General features: G+C 72.4%; 16 protein-coding genes and 1 pseudogene. 8 read left to right on the forward strand and 9 right to left on the reverse strand.

What is annotated here, in order from left to right:
• Window positions 1-41 precede the first annotated feature (41 nt).
• On the forward strand, window positions 42-584 hold the full coding sequence (locus AB0937_RS04045) for a hypothetical protein (protein WP_366709367.1): 543 nt from the start codon (window positions 42-44) through the stop codon (window positions 582-584).
• 59 nt (window positions 585-643) lie between these two features.
• The gene (locus AB0937_RS04050; protein WP_366709368.1) at window positions 644-1,702 is read left to right on the forward strand and encodes a CopD family protein; all 1,059 of its coding nucleotides are present in this window, start codon (window positions 644-646) and stop codon (window positions 1,700-1,702) included.
• A gap of 22 nt (window positions 1,703-1,724) precedes the next feature.
• On the opposite strand, the gene AB0937_RS04055 is transcribed toward AB0937_RS04050, so the two are convergent.
• Both AB0937_RS04055 and AB0937_RS04060 read right to left on the reverse strand, forming a co-directional pair.
• The gene (locus tag AB0937_RS04055; RefSeq protein ID WP_366709369.1) at window positions 1,725-2,405 is read right to left on the reverse strand and encodes a lysoplasmalogenase; all 681 of its coding nucleotides are present in this window, start codon (window positions 2,403-2,405) and stop codon (window positions 1,725-1,727) included.
• Window positions 2,406-2,731: 326 nt separating this feature from the next.
• Window positions 2,732-3,556: pseudogene (locus AB0937_RS04060) on the reverse strand (sterol desaturase family protein); the annotation flags it as partial.
• A 277-nt stretch (window positions 3,557-3,833) separates the two neighbouring features.
• Here AB0937_RS04060 and AB0937_RS04065 point away from each other — a divergent pair.
• From AB0937_RS04065 to AB0937_RS04085, 5 genes are all read left to right on the forward strand, one after another.
• Window positions 3,834-4,835, forward strand: a complete 1,002-nt coding sequence (locus AB0937_RS04065) for a DEDDh family exonuclease (RefSeq protein ID WP_366709370.1) — start codon at window positions 3,834-3,836, stop codon at window positions 4,833-4,835.
• Between the two features lie 228 nt (window positions 4,836-5,063).
• Entirely contained in the window at window positions 5,064-5,297 is a 234-nt protein-coding gene (locus AB0937_RS04070; protein ID WP_078615365.1) for a hypothetical protein, read from the forward strand.
• A gap of 49 nt (window positions 5,298-5,346) precedes the next feature.
• Complete coding sequence (locus AB0937_RS04075; protein ID WP_366709371.1) at window positions 5,347-6,144, forward strand: SURF1 family protein; 798 nt, start codon at window positions 5,347-5,349, stop codon at window positions 6,142-6,144.
• Between the two features lie 119 nt (window positions 6,145-6,263).
• The gene (locus AB0937_RS04080; RefSeq protein WP_366709372.1) at window positions 6,264-8,048 is read left to right on the forward strand and encodes a glycoside hydrolase family 15 protein; all 1,785 of its coding nucleotides are present in this window, start codon (window positions 6,264-6,266) and stop codon (window positions 8,046-8,048) included.
• A 5-nt stretch (window positions 8,049-8,053) separates the two neighbouring features.
• On the forward strand, window positions 8,054-8,809 hold the full coding sequence (locus AB0937_RS04085) for an SDR family oxidoreductase (protein WP_366709373.1): 756 nt from the start codon (window positions 8,054-8,056) through the stop codon (window positions 8,807-8,809).
• 104 nt (window positions 8,810-8,913) lie between these two features.
• On the opposite strand, the gene amaP is transcribed toward AB0937_RS04085, so the two are convergent.
• Genes amaP through AB0937_RS04110 form a run of 5 tightly spaced genes read right to left on the reverse strand, consistent with a single transcriptional unit; the run spans window position 8,914 to window position 11,280 of the window.
• Entirely contained in the window at window positions 8,914-9,501 is a 588-nt protein-coding gene (gene amaP, locus AB0937_RS04090) for an alkaline shock response membrane anchor protein AmaP (RefSeq protein ID WP_366709374.1), read from the reverse strand.
• The gene (locus tag AB0937_RS04095) at window positions 9,498-10,193 is read right to left on the reverse strand and encodes a DUF6286 domain-containing protein (protein ID WP_366709375.1); all 696 of its coding nucleotides are present in this window, start codon (window positions 10,191-10,193) and stop codon (window positions 9,498-9,500) included. Before AB0937_RS04095 ends, amaP begins: the two co-directional genes overlap by 4 nt.
• Window positions 10,190-10,573: a hypothetical protein gene (locus tag AB0937_RS04100; protein WP_366709376.1), complete on the reverse strand. Its 384-nt coding sequence runs from the start codon at window positions 10,571-10,573 to the stop codon at window positions 10,190-10,192. The genes AB0937_RS04095 and AB0937_RS04100 overlap by 4 nt, the downstream gene beginning before the upstream one ends.
• Window positions 10,570-10,758 carry a hypothetical protein gene (locus tag AB0937_RS04105; protein ID WP_031142734.1) on the reverse strand — a complete coding sequence of 63 codons (189 nt, stop codon included), beginning with the start codon at window positions 10,756-10,758 and terminating at the stop codon, window positions 10,570-10,572. The genes AB0937_RS04100 and AB0937_RS04105 overlap by 4 nt, the downstream gene beginning before the upstream one ends.
• A gap of 48 nt (window positions 10,759-10,806) precedes the next feature.
• A complete protein-coding gene (locus tag AB0937_RS04110) occupies window positions 10,807-11,280 on the reverse strand; it encodes an Asp23/Gls24 family envelope stress response protein (protein ID WP_366709377.1) in 474 nt (157 codons plus the stop codon).
• Window positions 11,281-11,363: 83 nt separating this feature from the next.
• On the opposite strand from AB0937_RS04110, the gene AB0937_RS04115 reads away from it, so the two are divergent.
• The gene (locus AB0937_RS04115) at window positions 11,364-12,086 is read left to right on the forward strand and encodes a nucleopolyhedrovirus P10 family protein (RefSeq protein ID WP_366709378.1); all 723 of its coding nucleotides are present in this window, start codon (window positions 11,364-11,366) and stop codon (window positions 12,084-12,086) included.
• A 114-nt stretch (window positions 12,087-12,200) separates the two neighbouring features.
• Here AB0937_RS04115 and AB0937_RS04120 read toward each other — a convergent pair whose 3' ends face one another.
• Complete coding sequence (locus AB0937_RS04120) at window positions 12,201-13,004, reverse strand: enoyl-CoA hydratase/isomerase family protein (protein WP_366709379.1); 804 nt, start codon at window positions 13,002-13,004, stop codon at window positions 12,201-12,203.
• Window positions 13,005-13,151: 147 nt separating this feature from the next.
• Window positions 13,152-13,370: a helix-turn-helix domain-containing protein gene (locus tag AB0937_RS04125; RefSeq protein WP_010037790.1), complete on the reverse strand. Its 219-nt coding sequence runs from the start codon at window positions 13,368-13,370 to the stop codon at window positions 13,152-13,154.
• Window positions 13,371-13,409 lie beyond the last annotated feature (39 nt).

The raw sequence follows: 13,409 nt of genomic DNA on the forward strand, positions 1-13,409 counted from the left end.
TCCGTCCGGCCCGGATCACGCCTGCGGCAGGATTCCTTGTCATGGACGTGTACGAGGATCCGGCGACCTGGACAGCCCTGCCCACGCGGCCGCAGTGGCAGTTGGCCCTGCGGTTCGCCGGGAGTGTGGTGTGGTTTCCGGTGGTGTGTGTGCTGTGGGCGGCGGTGGTGGCCGCGTTCCTCGTGGTCGGGATGTTCGCCGAGGTGATCACTGCCTTCAGCGACAGGCTCGAACGCCGCTACCTCGACGCCATGGGCTGGACGATGGACCGCGTCGGGTGGCTGGCCTCCTGGTGCGTGTCCTGGCCGGAGCTGCGTCATGAGGGCGACGTGGAGTACTACAAGGCGCGGGTGGAGAAGGCCGTGGGCAAGTGGACCGCCCGGGCCTCCGCGCCGGTCCGGCCGCAGAAGCCGAAGCCTCCCGTGGAGTGCGCGATACCCCTGCGGGACTACCGAGGGGCCGGCGGGTGGTACGTCGCCGAGGTCGCGCTCGCGCAGGGCTGGGAGCTGAGGCCGACGGACGAGCACAAGGAGGTGCGGCTGTGGTGGGCGGCCGCGCCCAGGACCGCGCTGACTTCCGGCTGATTTCCGGCTGACGTGAGACCGGCTTGCCCGGACGCGTGGAGGTTGGTGAAGATCCTGGGGTGATCCTGACAAGACCCACGCCCGACGCGGCCGATGCGCACGGGCCCGCGCGGCGCACCGGCGCGGGCCGGACCGTCGCCGTCCTGGTGCTGGTGGCGCTGGCCGCGCTGATCCCGCTGCTCGGCCCGTCCGCCGCGCTGCACGGCACCGGGGAGGCCGAGGCTCCCGGCGCCGGCGGCATAGCCCTGCTCCGGACGGTGCTGTTCGCGGCGCTGTGCATACCCGTCGGCGAGCTCTTCGTGAACCGCCTGGCGCGGTCGCTGCCCGGCGCGGAGCCCGCCCCCGAGCCCGGCACCGCACCGGGCGCGGGGCAGCACCCGGCGTCGCCCCGCAGTTGGTCCCCCGTCGCGGCAGCCGCCGGTTTCGTCGCCGCCCTCGGACTCGCCACGGTCGTGGCCACCGGCAATCTCGTGCCGGGCGATGTGGCGGACATCGACGTCGGGGGCCTCTACGCCTCCCGCGACGGCAAGCTGGCCCTGCTGGAGGTCAACGCGTTCCTGGTGGCGGGGCTGTGCGCCGTGTCGCGCCGCCCGGTCACGCAGGTCTGGCCGCTGGCCGCCGTGGTCGTCGCCGAGGCCCTGCGCGCCCACCCCACGACCGAGCACAGCCCGCTCACCGGCTCCGGGCTGACGCTCGTCCATCTGACGTGCGCGGCACTGTGGGCGGGCGGTCTGCTGCACGCGCTGCGCGTCCTGCGGTCGTGGCACGGCCGGCGCGCCACGGCGGCGGGCGCGGCCCTGCTGGGTCTCTACGCGCGCGTGGCCCTCGTGCTGCTCGCCGCCATCACCGCGACGGGCGTGTGCAGTTCGCTGCGCCGGATGCCGCCGGAGACGATCCTGGAGCAGCTGACGGGAACGGCGTACGGGCGTGCGCTGTTCGCCAAGGTGCTGCTCGTGGCGGTCGTCGCCGCCCTCGCGATGTGGGCCCGGCGTCGGCTGCGCCGGGCGGCCGACCCGCTGACCGCCTGCGCTCCGGCCCGGGCGGAGGTCGTGGTCCTGGGCCTGGCGGTCGCGGCGTCCGGCCTGCTGACGGCGCTTCCGGTGCCCATCCGCTGGTGACGCCGGTGACGCCGGAGCGTCGTCAGGCCGCGCGCATCTCGCCGTAGGTGACGGCGGGTGCCCTGCGTGCGTCGAGGGCCCCGAGGGTGCCGCCGGCCAGCAGGAGTTGCGCGGCGATGTAGGTGAGCATGATCCAGAAGTCGGGCACGGGCGGCTGCGGCCATGCGGCCACGCCGGTCGCGATGAGCGTGTCGGACAGCAGGAACAGCGCCCCGCCGAGCCCGGCGAAGAGGCCGAGCCGGGTGGCGGACCGGTACGCCATGGCGGTGAGCAGGAGGCTGTAGCCGGCGACGGGCACGCGCAGGTCTGCCGGCAGGTCCGGCCACAGCAGTGCGACGGTCGTCCCAAGGGCGGCGGCGTAGGCGAGGGCCAGGACGCCCGCACGCGCGCGTGGGAGCGTGTGACGGCTGCCGTGGGCCGCGAAGAGCACGAGGTAGCAGACGTGTCCCGCCGCGAAGGAGGCCATGCCCGCCAGGAAGGCCGGCTCGGCGTCCGACAGCAGCAGGACGTCCCCGCCCCAGCCGAACAACAGGGCTGCCGGCAGCGGCCGGGGTGCCTTCCGCACGGCGGCCCACAGGGCCAGCAGCGGCATCAGCAGGGGCTTGGCGACGGCGTGCCCGACGTCGGCACCGGCCGCGAGGCAGACCAGATCGACGGCGGCGACGAGACCGAAGGCGGCCAGGAGGAGACGCGAGAGCTTCACGCGGACGTGCTCCCGGCGACCGGAGCGGGGTCCGAAACCGAAGCGGGCTCGCCGGAGGGCGCAGCTTCGGAAACCGGCCGGCTACCCGGGGGCGGCACGGCTCCCCCGGCAGCCGCGCTCCCGGAAAGGGGCGCACCCCCCGGGACCAGCCCGGTCTTTCCGGCAGGCGTGCTCGTGGAAACCCGCGCAGCCTCGCCGGAGGGCGCGGACCCGGAAACCGGCGTGCTCCCGGGGACAGGCGCGGTCTCGGCAGCCGGCTCGGACCCGTCGGCGGGCGTGGTCCTGTCCGTCGGTGACGGAGCCGGTGCGGCGGTGGCAGGCGGCTGCGGGCCCCAGCCCGGTCCCCGGAACACGCGTCCCGCGCGCTCGCTCCAACTGCTCGCCGCCCGCAGGTCCTTGGCGATCGACACGTACTCGTGCGTGGCCACCTTCAGCAGGTTGTACGTGGCGATGTTCTTGGTCAGCCCGTACCGGGGCCGCTCGGTCTCCTCGACGAACGACCCGAACAGCCGGTCCCAGACGATGAGGATGCCGCCGAAGTTGCGGTCGAGATAGCCGCCCTGGGAGGCGTGGTGGACGCGGTGGTGCGACGGGGTGTTGAAGACGAACTCGAACCAGCGGGGCATCTTGCCGATGCGCTCGGTGTGGATCCAGAACTGGTAGACGAGGTTCGCCGAGGAGCAGAACGCGAGCGCGGCGGGGTGCACGCCGGCGACGATGAGGGGGACGTAGAACGGCCAGACGGTCAGGGACGTCCAGGGCTGGCGCAGTGCGGTCGTGAGGTTGAACTTCCGGCTGGAGTGGTGGACGACGTGGCAGGCCCACAGGATGCGGATGACGTGGTGGCCGCGGTGGGACCAGTAATAGAAGAAATCCTGCCCGAGCAGCATCAGCGGGACGGTCCACCACAACACGGGCACGCGCAGCGGCGTGAGTTCGTAGAGGGCCGTGTAGACGGCCAGGATCGGGACCTTCCACAGGAGGTCGAAGACGAGGCTGCCGAGACCCATGCCGACGCTCGTCGCGGCGTCCTTGGCCTCGTAGCCCTCCGCGTCCTCGTCGGGGTGGAGTCGGTAGCTCACCATTTCGACCACGGTGAGCAGCACGAAGGCGGGGATGGACCACAGCACGACATCGGGCAGGTTCGGCATGCAAGCACCGTAGGACCGGCGCCCTGCCCCGGCTAGACGTTGTTACCCACAAGTATTACCGACGGTACGCGCTTGCTTCTTGGTGATCTCCGCCAATCCGGAACGGGGCGAAGTCGGACGTCGAAGGACGAGGCGCCCGGCTGATCGACTGAGGACCGATCAGACGTACACCCTTCGAACGGACAAGCCGGACAACATGCCTGAGGGGGTATCGGAAGAGGCTGTCGGCGCACCTGACGGACGGCGGTGTCAGTCACGGCCCGTATCCTCAGGGACCATGCTGGAAGACCTGACGACCGCAGTGTTCTCGGCCACGCCGTGGCCGGCCGCGTACCCCAAGGGATACGCGGTCGTTGACGTGGAGACCACGGGCCTGGCCCGGGACGACCGCATCATCTCCGCGGCGGTCTACCGGCTGGACGAGCGCGGCGAGGTCGAGGACCACTGGTACACGACGGTCAACCCCGAGCGCGACCCGGGCCCCGTGTGGATCCACGGACTGACGAGCGAGGCGCTCGAAGGGGCGCCCCTCTTCCCGGACATCGCCGAGGAGTTCACGGCCCGGCTGGAGGGACGGGTGCTCGTCGCGCACAACGCCGTCTTCGACTGGCAGATGATTGCCCGGGAGTACGCGCGCGCCGAGCGCGAGGCGCCGGTGCGGCAGCGGCTGTGCACCATCGCGCTCTCCAAGGAACTCGGGCTGCCGCTGCCCAACCACAAGCTGGAGTCCCTCGCGGCCCACTTCGGCGTCGTCCAGCAGCGGGCCCACCACGCCCTGGACGACGCGCGCGTGCTGGCGGAGGCGTTCCGGCCGAGCCTGCGGGCGGCGGCGGCGAACAACGTACGGCTGCCGCTGCACGAGTGCCGGCCGCTGACCGAGTGGACGGACCGCCCCGCCGCGCCCCGCATCGGGCAGCAGGCGGGTCCCGGAGGCTACGGCGGCTACCGGCCGAGCAGTTGGCGCCCGTCCCGCAAGCGTCCCGCCTGCCCCTACCCCAACCCCGGGCGCTACGAGGCGGGTGGGCGGCTCAAGCAGGGCATGCGGGTCGCCTTCTCCGGCGACACCTCCATCGAGCGGGACCTGCTGGAGGACCGTGCGACCGAGGCCGGGCTGCATGTGGCCACGAGCCTGTCCCGCCTCACCAGCCTGCTCGTCACGAACGACCCGGACTCGGGCACCTCCAAGGTCGTCAAGGCCCGGCAGTTCGGCACGCCGGTCGTGGACGAGGCGGCGTTCGGGCAGCTCCTCGCCGACGTGGAGCCGGCTACGGAAGGGTGACCCGCACCGCGGGGGGGGCGGGGGTGACCGGCTCCGCAGGGGCGACCCGCACCGCAGGAGGCAGGGGTGACCGGCTCCGCAGGGGCGACCCGCACCGCAGGAGGCAGGGGCGAGCGACGCCGGAGGGGTGTCCCGCCTCGCAGGGGCGACCGTACGGACGGGTGATTGCCGGGCGACTCGCCCTGCGCCCGCTCGCCCGCGCGGGGACGACGGCTCACCCTGTGGCGCATGGCGACCTGTGAGGTATGTGGCAATCAGTACGGAATGACCTTCGAGGTGCACGCGCAGGGCGCGGTGCACGTCTTCGACTGCTTCTCCTGCGCGATCCACCGCATGGCCCCCATCTGCGAGCACTGCCGGGTGCAGATCATCGGCCAGGGGGTCGAGGTCGAGGGCCACTGGTACTGCGGCGCCCACTGCGCCCGGGCGGAGGGAAAGGCAGGAATTGTCGACAAGGTCTGAACCCGTACCCGACTGAATGCACCCCACGACCGAGTTGTACGGTCGTGGGGTGTACCGCTTCCTGATGTCCCGGCAGTGGGTGATCCTCACGTTGATCGCCCTGCTCCTCATCCCCACGATGATCAGGCTGGGCATCTGGCAGATGCATCGCTACGAGGAGCGCACCGCCCGGAATCAGCTGGTCACCGACGCACTGTCGGCCGATCCGGTACCCGTCGAGCAGCTGACCGCGCCGGGGCACACCGTGACCAGCGCCGAGCGGTACCGCACCGTGACGGCGAAGGGCCGCTTCGACACGGAGGACGAGGTCGTCGTCCGGCGCCGCACCAACTCCGACGACGAGGTCGGCTACCACGTGCTGACCCCCTTCGTCCTCGACGACGGCAAGGTGCTGCTGGTCAACCGGGGCTGGATCCCCTCCGACGGCCCGAGCCAGACCACGTTCCCGAGGGTTCCCGCGCCGCCGGGCGGCGAGATCACCGTCGAAGGGCGGCTGATGCCCGACGAGACGACCGCCGCGAGCGGCATCAAGAACCTCCAGGGCCTGCCGGACCGGCAGATCATGCTGATCAACAGCGAACAGCAGGCCCGGCGGCTGGACGCCCGGGTGCTCGGCGGTTACCTCGCCCAGACCTCCCCCGAGCCCAAGGGCGACGTCCCCGAGCTGCTGGGCGACCCCGGCAAGGAGGACGCGGCCCTGAACTACGCGTACGCCATCCAGTGGTGGCTGTTCTCCGCGGCCGTCCCGGTCGGCTGGGTGGTCCTGGCCCGCCGCGAGGCCCGGGACCGGGCCCGGAAGGCAGCCGAGGAATCCGACGCTACGGAGACCGAGCCAGCGGCGGTGTAGACACCCGCGACCGGCCGCCGCGAGGCGGGACCCGACGCCCCGCCCCCGTCGGCCGGTGCATGTCACTCCCCCGGCCCCGGCCCTGATTGCCGCGCCCGCTTGCCGGGAACCCGCACTCCGTGCACCCCAGCATCGAGGACTACGCGCTCATCGGCGACGAGCAGACCGCGGCCCTGGTCGGTACGGACGGATCCGTCGACTGGCTGTGCCTGCCCCGCTTCGACTCGGCCGCCTGCTTCGCCAGAATGCTCGGCGACGAGGACAACGGCTACTGGCGCATCGCCCCCGTGGGGGCGGACCGCTGCACCCGGCGCGCCTACCGCCGCGACACCCTCGTCCTGGACACCGAGTGGGAGACGGAGCAAGGATCCGTCCGGGTCACCGACCTGATGCCCCAACGTGACCGCGCCCCCGACCTGGTGCGCGTCGTCGAGGGCCTCGACGGCGAGGTGACGCTGCACAGCGTCCTCAAGCTGCGCTTCGACTACGGCTCGATCGTCCCCTGGGTGCGCAAGGCCGACGGCCACCGCGTGGCGGTCGCCGGCCCGGACTCGACCTGGCTGCGCAGCGAGCCGGAGGTGCCCAGCTGGGGCGCGGACTTCGGCACCCACGCGGAGTTCACCGTCAAAAAGGGAGAAAAGGTAGCTTTCGTCCTGACCTGGCACCCCTCCCACGAGCCGCGTCCGCCGCTCGTCGACCCGCACGACGCACTGCGTCACAGCGTGGAGGACTGGCGGGCCTGGGTGTCGCGCTGCCGCTACGACGGTCCGTACCGGGACGCCGTCGTCCGCTCCCTGATCACGCTCAAGGCGCTCACCTACGCCCCGACGGGCGGCATCGTCGCCGCCCCCACCTCCTCCCTGCCCGAGGAACCGGGCGGGGTCCGCAACTGGGACTACCGCTACTGCTGGCTGCGCGACTCCACCCTCACCCTGAACGCGCTGCTCGCCGTCGGCTACCAGGAGGAGGCGGAGGCCTGGCGGAACTGGCTGCTGCGCGCGGTCGCGGGCGACCCGGCCGACCTGCAGATCATGTACGGCGTGGCGGGCGAGCGCCGGCTCCCCGAGTTCGAACTGCCGTGGCTCTCCGGCTTCGCCGGGTCCGCCCCCGTACGCATCGGCAACGACGCCGTGAAACAGCTCCAGCTGGACGTCTACGGCGAGGTCATGGACTCCCTTTCGTTCGCCCGCGAGTCGGGCCTGTCCCCGCAGCCGGACGTGTGGGCGCTGCAGACGGCCCTGCTGGACTTCCTGCGAGACAACTGGCAGCAGCCGGACGAGGGGCTGTGGGAGGTGCGCGGCGGCCGGCGCCACTTCGTGCACTCGAAGGTGATGGTGTGGGTGGCAGCGGACCGTGCCGTACGCACCCTGGAGCTCCATCCGGAGCTGGACGGGGACCTGGACGGCTGGCGGGCGCTGCGCGACGAGGTGCACCAGGAGGTGTGCGAGAAGGGCTACGACGCCGAACGCAACACCTTCACGCAGTCCTACGGCTCCCGCGAACTGGACGCCGCGCTGCTGCTCATCCCCCGCGTCGGATTCCTGCCGCCGGACGATCCGCGGGTGATCGGCACGATCGACGCGGTCCGCGCGGAGCTGGCCCACGGCGGCTTCCTGCGCCGCTACAGCACGGACGACGCGAACGTCGACGGGCTGCCCGGCGGCGAGGGCGCCTTCCTGGTGTGCTCGTTCTGGCTCGCGGACGCCCTGTACATGACGGGCCGCACGAAGGAGGCCCGGGAGCTGTTCGAGCGGCTGGCGGGGCTCGCCAACGACGTCGGGCTGCTGTCGGAGGAGTTCGACCCGGTGACGGGCCGGCACCTCGGCAACTTCCCGCAGGCGTTCAGCCACATCGGGCTGGTGAACACCGCCCTCGCCCTGCTCGGCGGGAACGGGGCAGGATAGGGACCATGGATCTTGGACTGAAGGACCGGGTGTACGTCGTCACCGGGGCCACGCGGGGCCTCGGGAACGCCACCGCGCGCGAGCTGGTCGCGGACGGGGCGAAGGTGATCGTCTCGGGGCGGGACGAGAAGAGTGTCGCCGAAGCGGCGGCCGAGCTGGGACCGAACGCGGTCGGGGTCGCCGTCGACAACGCCGACCCGGAGGCGGCGGCCCGGCTGATCGCGGCCGCACGGGAGAACTTCGGCCGCTTCAACGGCGTGCTCGTCAGCGTGGGCGGCCCGCCGGCCGGGTTCGTCGCGGACAACACGGACGAGCAGTGGCAGACGGCGTTCGAGTCGGTGTTCCTCGGTGCGGTGCGGCTCGCTCGCGCCGCGGCCGCAGAGATGGAGGCCGGGAGCGTCATCGGGTTCGTGCTGTCCGGGTCCGTGTACGAGCCGATCCCGGGACTGACCATCTCGAACGGGCTGCGGCCGGGGCTCGCGGGCTTCGCCAAGTCGCTCTCCGACGAGCTGGGGCCACGGGGCATCCGGGTCGTCGGTGTCCTGCCCGGGCGGATCGACACCGACCGGGTACGGCAGCTGGACGCGCTGTCGGCGGACCCCGAGGCGACCCGGGCCGCTTCGGAGTCGCGTATTCCGCTGCGGCGGTACGGGGCGCCCGAAGAGTTCGGGCGGGTAGCGGCGTTCTTGCTGTCGCCGGCCGCTTCTTACCTGACCGGTGTGATGGTGCCCGTCGACGGGGGAGCGCGCCACGGGTTCTGACCGTTGCCGTCCGCGGGTCGCGCGGGGGCTGGTCGCGCCCGCACGGCGGAGCCGCACTTCGATCCAGCCCCGCGCCCCTCGGGGCGCACCCCTGGAGTGCGCCGTCAACTCACTCTCTCTGCGCCGTGCTTGACACCCCGCAGGCGTACCTCTGCCGGCAGTGACTCAAGTCCCGCCGATGTCTTCGCATGGGCCAAGGCTCCGGTCGTGAAGTCGGTCAAGGCCGTTCCCGGGTCCACGTGCGGCTCCAGTGCGAGGCGTACGTGGGCCTCGGGGGTGCTGCGCCGGCCCTTCAGATGGGCCTGGGCTCCGTCCACACCGTCGATGTGGTCCGCCTCCTGGGTGAGGACGTTCTCCAGGGCCCGGCCGCGCAGGAGCGCGCCCTCGCCGTCGCCGGTGTCGACGAGGACCTCGGCGAGACGGCGCCTGCGCAGGACGGCGACGAGCCACCACAGGGCGAGCAGCAGCAGGACCGCGAGGGCGGCGATGACGACCGGCCACCACCAGCCGTCGTCGCGCCAGCGGGTGCGCTCGGCGTTGCTCAGCAGCACGTCGTGCTTGCTGTCGTGGATCCACCACGAGGGCGCCGGGGCGCCGAGGCCTACGGCCAGCACGGAGCCGCCGACGACCAGCAGGACCAGGCCCACCAGGCCGAGGAACACACGGTTGACGATCCCGAGCACCGCTCTCACCCCTTCCGGCCGGGGCGCCGGACCCGCACCGACAGCGACGGCGGCCGGGACAGTCCCAGTCCGCGGACCGCGTCGGCGAGCACTGCGTCCAGGTCGGTTCGCACCTCGTCCACTTCCCTGAAGTGCGACACGGCGCGGACGTCCGCCCGCCGCCGGCGCACCCGTACCCGTGCCGCCTGCACACCGGCCACCTCCATGGCCCGGTCCCGCAGCGCGGTGGCGGCGGCGTCCCGGTGCAGTCCGGCGCGGACCTCGGCGTGCGTACGCCGCATCGGGAGCACCTTTCGCAGGCCGGGTGTGACCGCCAGGATCAGCAGCCACAGCCCGAGGACCGCGGCGATCCCGGCGCCGACCAGCACCCAGGTGTCGTCCAGGGGCCGTTCGGCGAGCTGCTGGGCCAGTTCCCGGCGCCAGTACATGCCGGGCCGGTCGGCGCGCACGGAGACGATGTCGTAGAGGAACAGCCCGACGAGCCCCAGGAGCAGCAGGGCGACGATGCCCGCGGGGACGCGGCGCGCCGACCAGAAGCGGCCCTGGCGGCCGCCCTTTCCCTCGAGTTCGGGCGGTGGCCCAAAGGCGGGTGACGACTCGTCCCGGTGGGGTCCGTCGCCGTTCTCCGTCTCCCGCTTGTCGAGGACGGGCAGGCGCTGCGTGCTGTCCTCGGGGGGCTGAGTGCCCTGGGGTTCGCTCATTGCGTCCTCCCCTGTACCGCGCCGAGCGCCGCCTCCAGGTGCAGCCGCTCCACCTGGACGGCGACCTCCGGCACCTGCATGCCCGCCAAGGTGCTGACCCGCTCGACGACTTGGTGACGCACCTCGCGGCAGCGGGCGCCGATGTCGCAGGGGTAGCCCAGTTCGAGCTGGATCCGGACGTGGGCGACCTCGTGGTGGACGACGACGGACGCGGAGGGCCGGCCGGCGCCGGGCGGCAGCGTGCCGACGGCCTCGCGCGCCGCCTGCGAGGCGATCTTCGCGACGACCCGGTCGGCGATCCGCGTCGCGCCGCGCTCGCCCGACGGGACGACGGTCAGGGGTCTGTCGAGCTCACCGGCCCCCGTACTCACGAGCGTCACCGCCGCCGTTCACGTTCGCGAGGGCGGAAGAAGTCGCCGAACTCCAGGTCCCCGTCCAGGAACCGGCCGACGACGAAGCCGACGGCGCCCAGTGCCGCCACCAGCAGGAAGGCGCCGAATCCGCCGAAATATCCGGCGAAGGCCAGCGCCATGCCGGCGATCATGCCGACCACGGCCATGCTCATGCGCTCCTCAGCTCCTCAGCCGCTGTGTCGTTGTCCGATGGCCCGTGCTCACTGGATCCGGCGCTCCGGTTCCTCTTCCTCTTCGTCGGGCAGCTTCACGTCGCTCACCGCGATGTTGACCTCGACGACCTCCAGCCCGGTCATCCGCTCCACGGCGGTGATGACGTTCTCCCGTACGTCGCGGGCCACATCGGCGATCGACACGCCGTACTCGACCACGATCTCCAGATCGAGGGCCGCCTGCACTTCGCCGACCTCGGCCTTCACCCCGCGCGACACCGACTTGGTGCCGCCGGGCACGCGGTCGCGCACTGCTCCGAACGTGCGGGACAGGCCGCTGCCCATGGCGTGCACACCGTCGACGTCGCGTGCGGCGAGGCCGGCGATCTTCTCCACGACACCGTCCGCGATGGTCGTCCGCCCGCGGGAACCGGCGTCTCCCCCGCGGTGCTTGGCCAACGGGCTCCTGCGTACCGCCGCGGTCTCGGTCTCCCCGCCCCGGTTCTCGGTCATGTCAGTCATCGCCGTACGTCCTTTTCGTCGTCCTTCGACCACGGTAAGCACGGTTGCGTGGAAGCGCGCCTCTGATGCGGCAGGCTGGAGGAATGACGGCCGACCGATGGGCGCAGGCAGTGAGACATCAGCTGGGAATCGGCAGGCTTCTGCCGCTGGGTGACGCGCGGGACGGCGCGTGGATCGCGGAGCGGGCGGTGGAGGCGGTACTGCGGAGTGCGGTGTGGGACGCGCCGGGGGTGCGCCTCGACGCGCTCCGTGTCGCGGTCACCGATATGGCGGACACCGCCGAGCCGGCCGTACCGGCTCCGCCGAGCGCGCTACCGCCCGGACCGCTGCGGGTGACTGCGGAGTTCGCCGCGACGGCCTCGCGGCCCCTGCCGACGACGGCGTCGGTGCTGCGGGAGGCACTGGCGACCGCAGCGGACCGGCGGCTCGGGCTGACGGTGACGGAGGTGGACCTGCGGGTGACGGAGTTGCTGGACGAGGAGGGGGCCGCGCAACGCGGGACCGCCGTAGCCCTTCCCGAACCCCCGCATGCCGCACGGGCCGAGGGCGACGATGAGGCCCGAGTGGCGGCCGCCGCTCTCGATGTCCCGGGTGTACTGCATCTGACCGGCACGCTGGGCCATCCGGTGCACATCGAGCTGCTGTTCCCCGAGGGCGCGGCGCTGCCCCACCGCCATGTCCGGCTGGAGCTGGCGGTGGGCTCGGACCAGCGGGCCCGGGACGTGGCCCGCGAGGTCCGGACGGCGGTCAGGCGGACACTGTCGGATCACCCGACGGTGGCGGTCGTGGTGAGCGCGGTCGGCTGACCGGTGCTCCCGCGCGATCACCCGACGGCTGTCGCGGTGAGCGCGACCTCCGACGTCGCGGTCGTGGTGAGCGCGATCGGCTGACCGCGCTCCCGGCCCGCGGCCCGGCGGTCCTCAGTCCTCGACGCCCGCGAGGTCCCGCAGCCTGCGGGCCTGGGACTGACGCTCCGCCGCGCGCTGCTCCTCGTACGTGCGGTCCTGGGCGCCGCGCAGCAGCGCCTTGGTCTCGATGACGGCGTCGCGGGGCGCGGCGAGCACGGCCGAGACGAGGTCGCGGACCGTGTCGTCCAGCTGCCCGGCGGGCACGGCGAGGTTGGCCAGACCGGTGTTCACGGCCTCCTCGGCCGTGACGAAGCGCCCGGTCACGCAGATCTCCAGCGCGCGGGCGTAGCCGACGAGTCCCACCAGCGGATGCGTGCCCGTCAGGTCGGGCACGAGTCCGAGGCTGGTCTCGCGCATGGCGAACTGCACGTCGTCGGCGACGACGCGCAGGTCGCAGGCGAGGGCGAGCTGGAAGCCCGCCCCGATGGCATGCCCCTGGACAGCGGCGACGGAGACGATGTCGCTGCGCCGCCACCAGGTGAACGCCTCCTGGTATTCGGCGATGGTCGCGTCCAACTCGGTGTCGGAGCCGCGCGCGAGGTCGATGAACGACGGTTCCCCGTCGAAGCCCTCGGGCGTGAACGCCTGCCGGTCGAGCCCGGCCGAGAAGGACTTGCCCTCGGCCCGCAGCACCACGACGCGGACGGAGCCCGGCAACTGCCGACCGGCCTCGGTCAGCGCCCGCCACAGAGCGGGGCTCTGCGCGTTGCGCTTGTCCGGGTTGGTCAGCGTCACCGTGGCGATCGTGTCGTCGACGGTGAGCCGTACGCCGTCCTTGTCGAGTACGGGAACGAGGTCCTTGTCGGGCGAAGCCATGGGACGCCTCCGATGTGTGCGGTCTTGCGCGCCCGTACGACGGCTGCACCGCCGTGACAGGCACGCTTAAGTGACTGCACAGTAACCACCCGGGCGATCAGTCGACCGACCGGGTGGCCACCATCGGAGCCGTGGGGCCACCCGGGGTCAGGCCGTGGCCTTTTTGCCCCGGGTCGCCCCGCCACGCCCTCGCAGCGTGACGCCCGACTCACTGAGCATGCGGTGCACAAAGCCATACGAGCGGCCGGTCTCCTCGGCCAACGCCCGGATGCTCGCACCGGCGTCGTACTTCTTCTTCAGGTCTGCCGCGAGCTTGTCGCGCGCGGCGCCGGTCACCCGGCTGCCCTTCTTCAGAGTCTCGGCCACCCGTGCCTCCTCATGGGAAGTGCGCTCTGGTCTCCTCAT

Origin of the sequence: Streptomyces sp. NPDC047880, from assembly GCF_040706515.1 — a bacterium.
Taxonomy (GTDB): Bacteria; Actinomycetota; Actinomycetes; order Streptomycetales; family Streptomycetaceae; genus Streptomyces.

What these genes read in the sequence shown, in the direction of transcription:
- AB0937_RS04045 (WP_366709367.1), top strand. Translation starts at nt 42, where the DNA reads ATGGACGTGTACGAGGATCCGGCGACCTGGACAGCCCTGCCCACGCGG.
- AB0937_RS04065 (WP_366709370.1), top strand. Translation starts at nt 3,834, where the DNA reads ATGCTGGAAGACCTGACGACCGCAGTGTTCTCGGCCACGCCGTGGCCG.
- AB0937_RS04070 (WP_078615365.1), top strand. Translation starts at nt 5,064, where the DNA reads ATGGCGACCTGTGAGGTATGTGGCAATCAGTACGGAATGACCTTCGAG.
- AB0937_RS04085 (WP_366709373.1), top strand. Translation starts at nt 8,054, where the DNA reads ATGGATCTTGGACTGAAGGACCGGGTGTACGTCGTCACCGGGGCCACG.
- AB0937_RS04095 (WP_366709375.1), bottom strand. Translation starts at nt 10,193, where the DNA reads ATGAGCGAACCCCAGGGCACTCAGCCCCCCGAGGACAGCACGCAGCGC.
- AB0937_RS04105 (WP_031142734.1), bottom strand. Translation starts at nt 10,758, where the DNA reads ATGAGCATGGCCGTGGTCGGCATGATCGCCGGCATGGCGCTGGCCTTC.
- AB0937_RS04110 (WP_366709377.1), bottom strand. Translation starts at nt 11,280, where the DNA reads ATGACTGACATGACCGAGAACCGGGGCGGGGAGACCGAGACCGCGGCG.
- AB0937_RS04115 (WP_366709378.1), top strand. Translation starts at nt 11,364, where the DNA reads ATGACGGCCGACCGATGGGCGCAGGCAGTGAGACATCAGCTGGGAATC.
- AB0937_RS04120 (WP_366709379.1), bottom strand. Translation starts at nt 13,004, where the DNA reads ATGGCTTCGCCCGACAAGGACCTCGTTCCCGTACTCGACAAGGACGGC.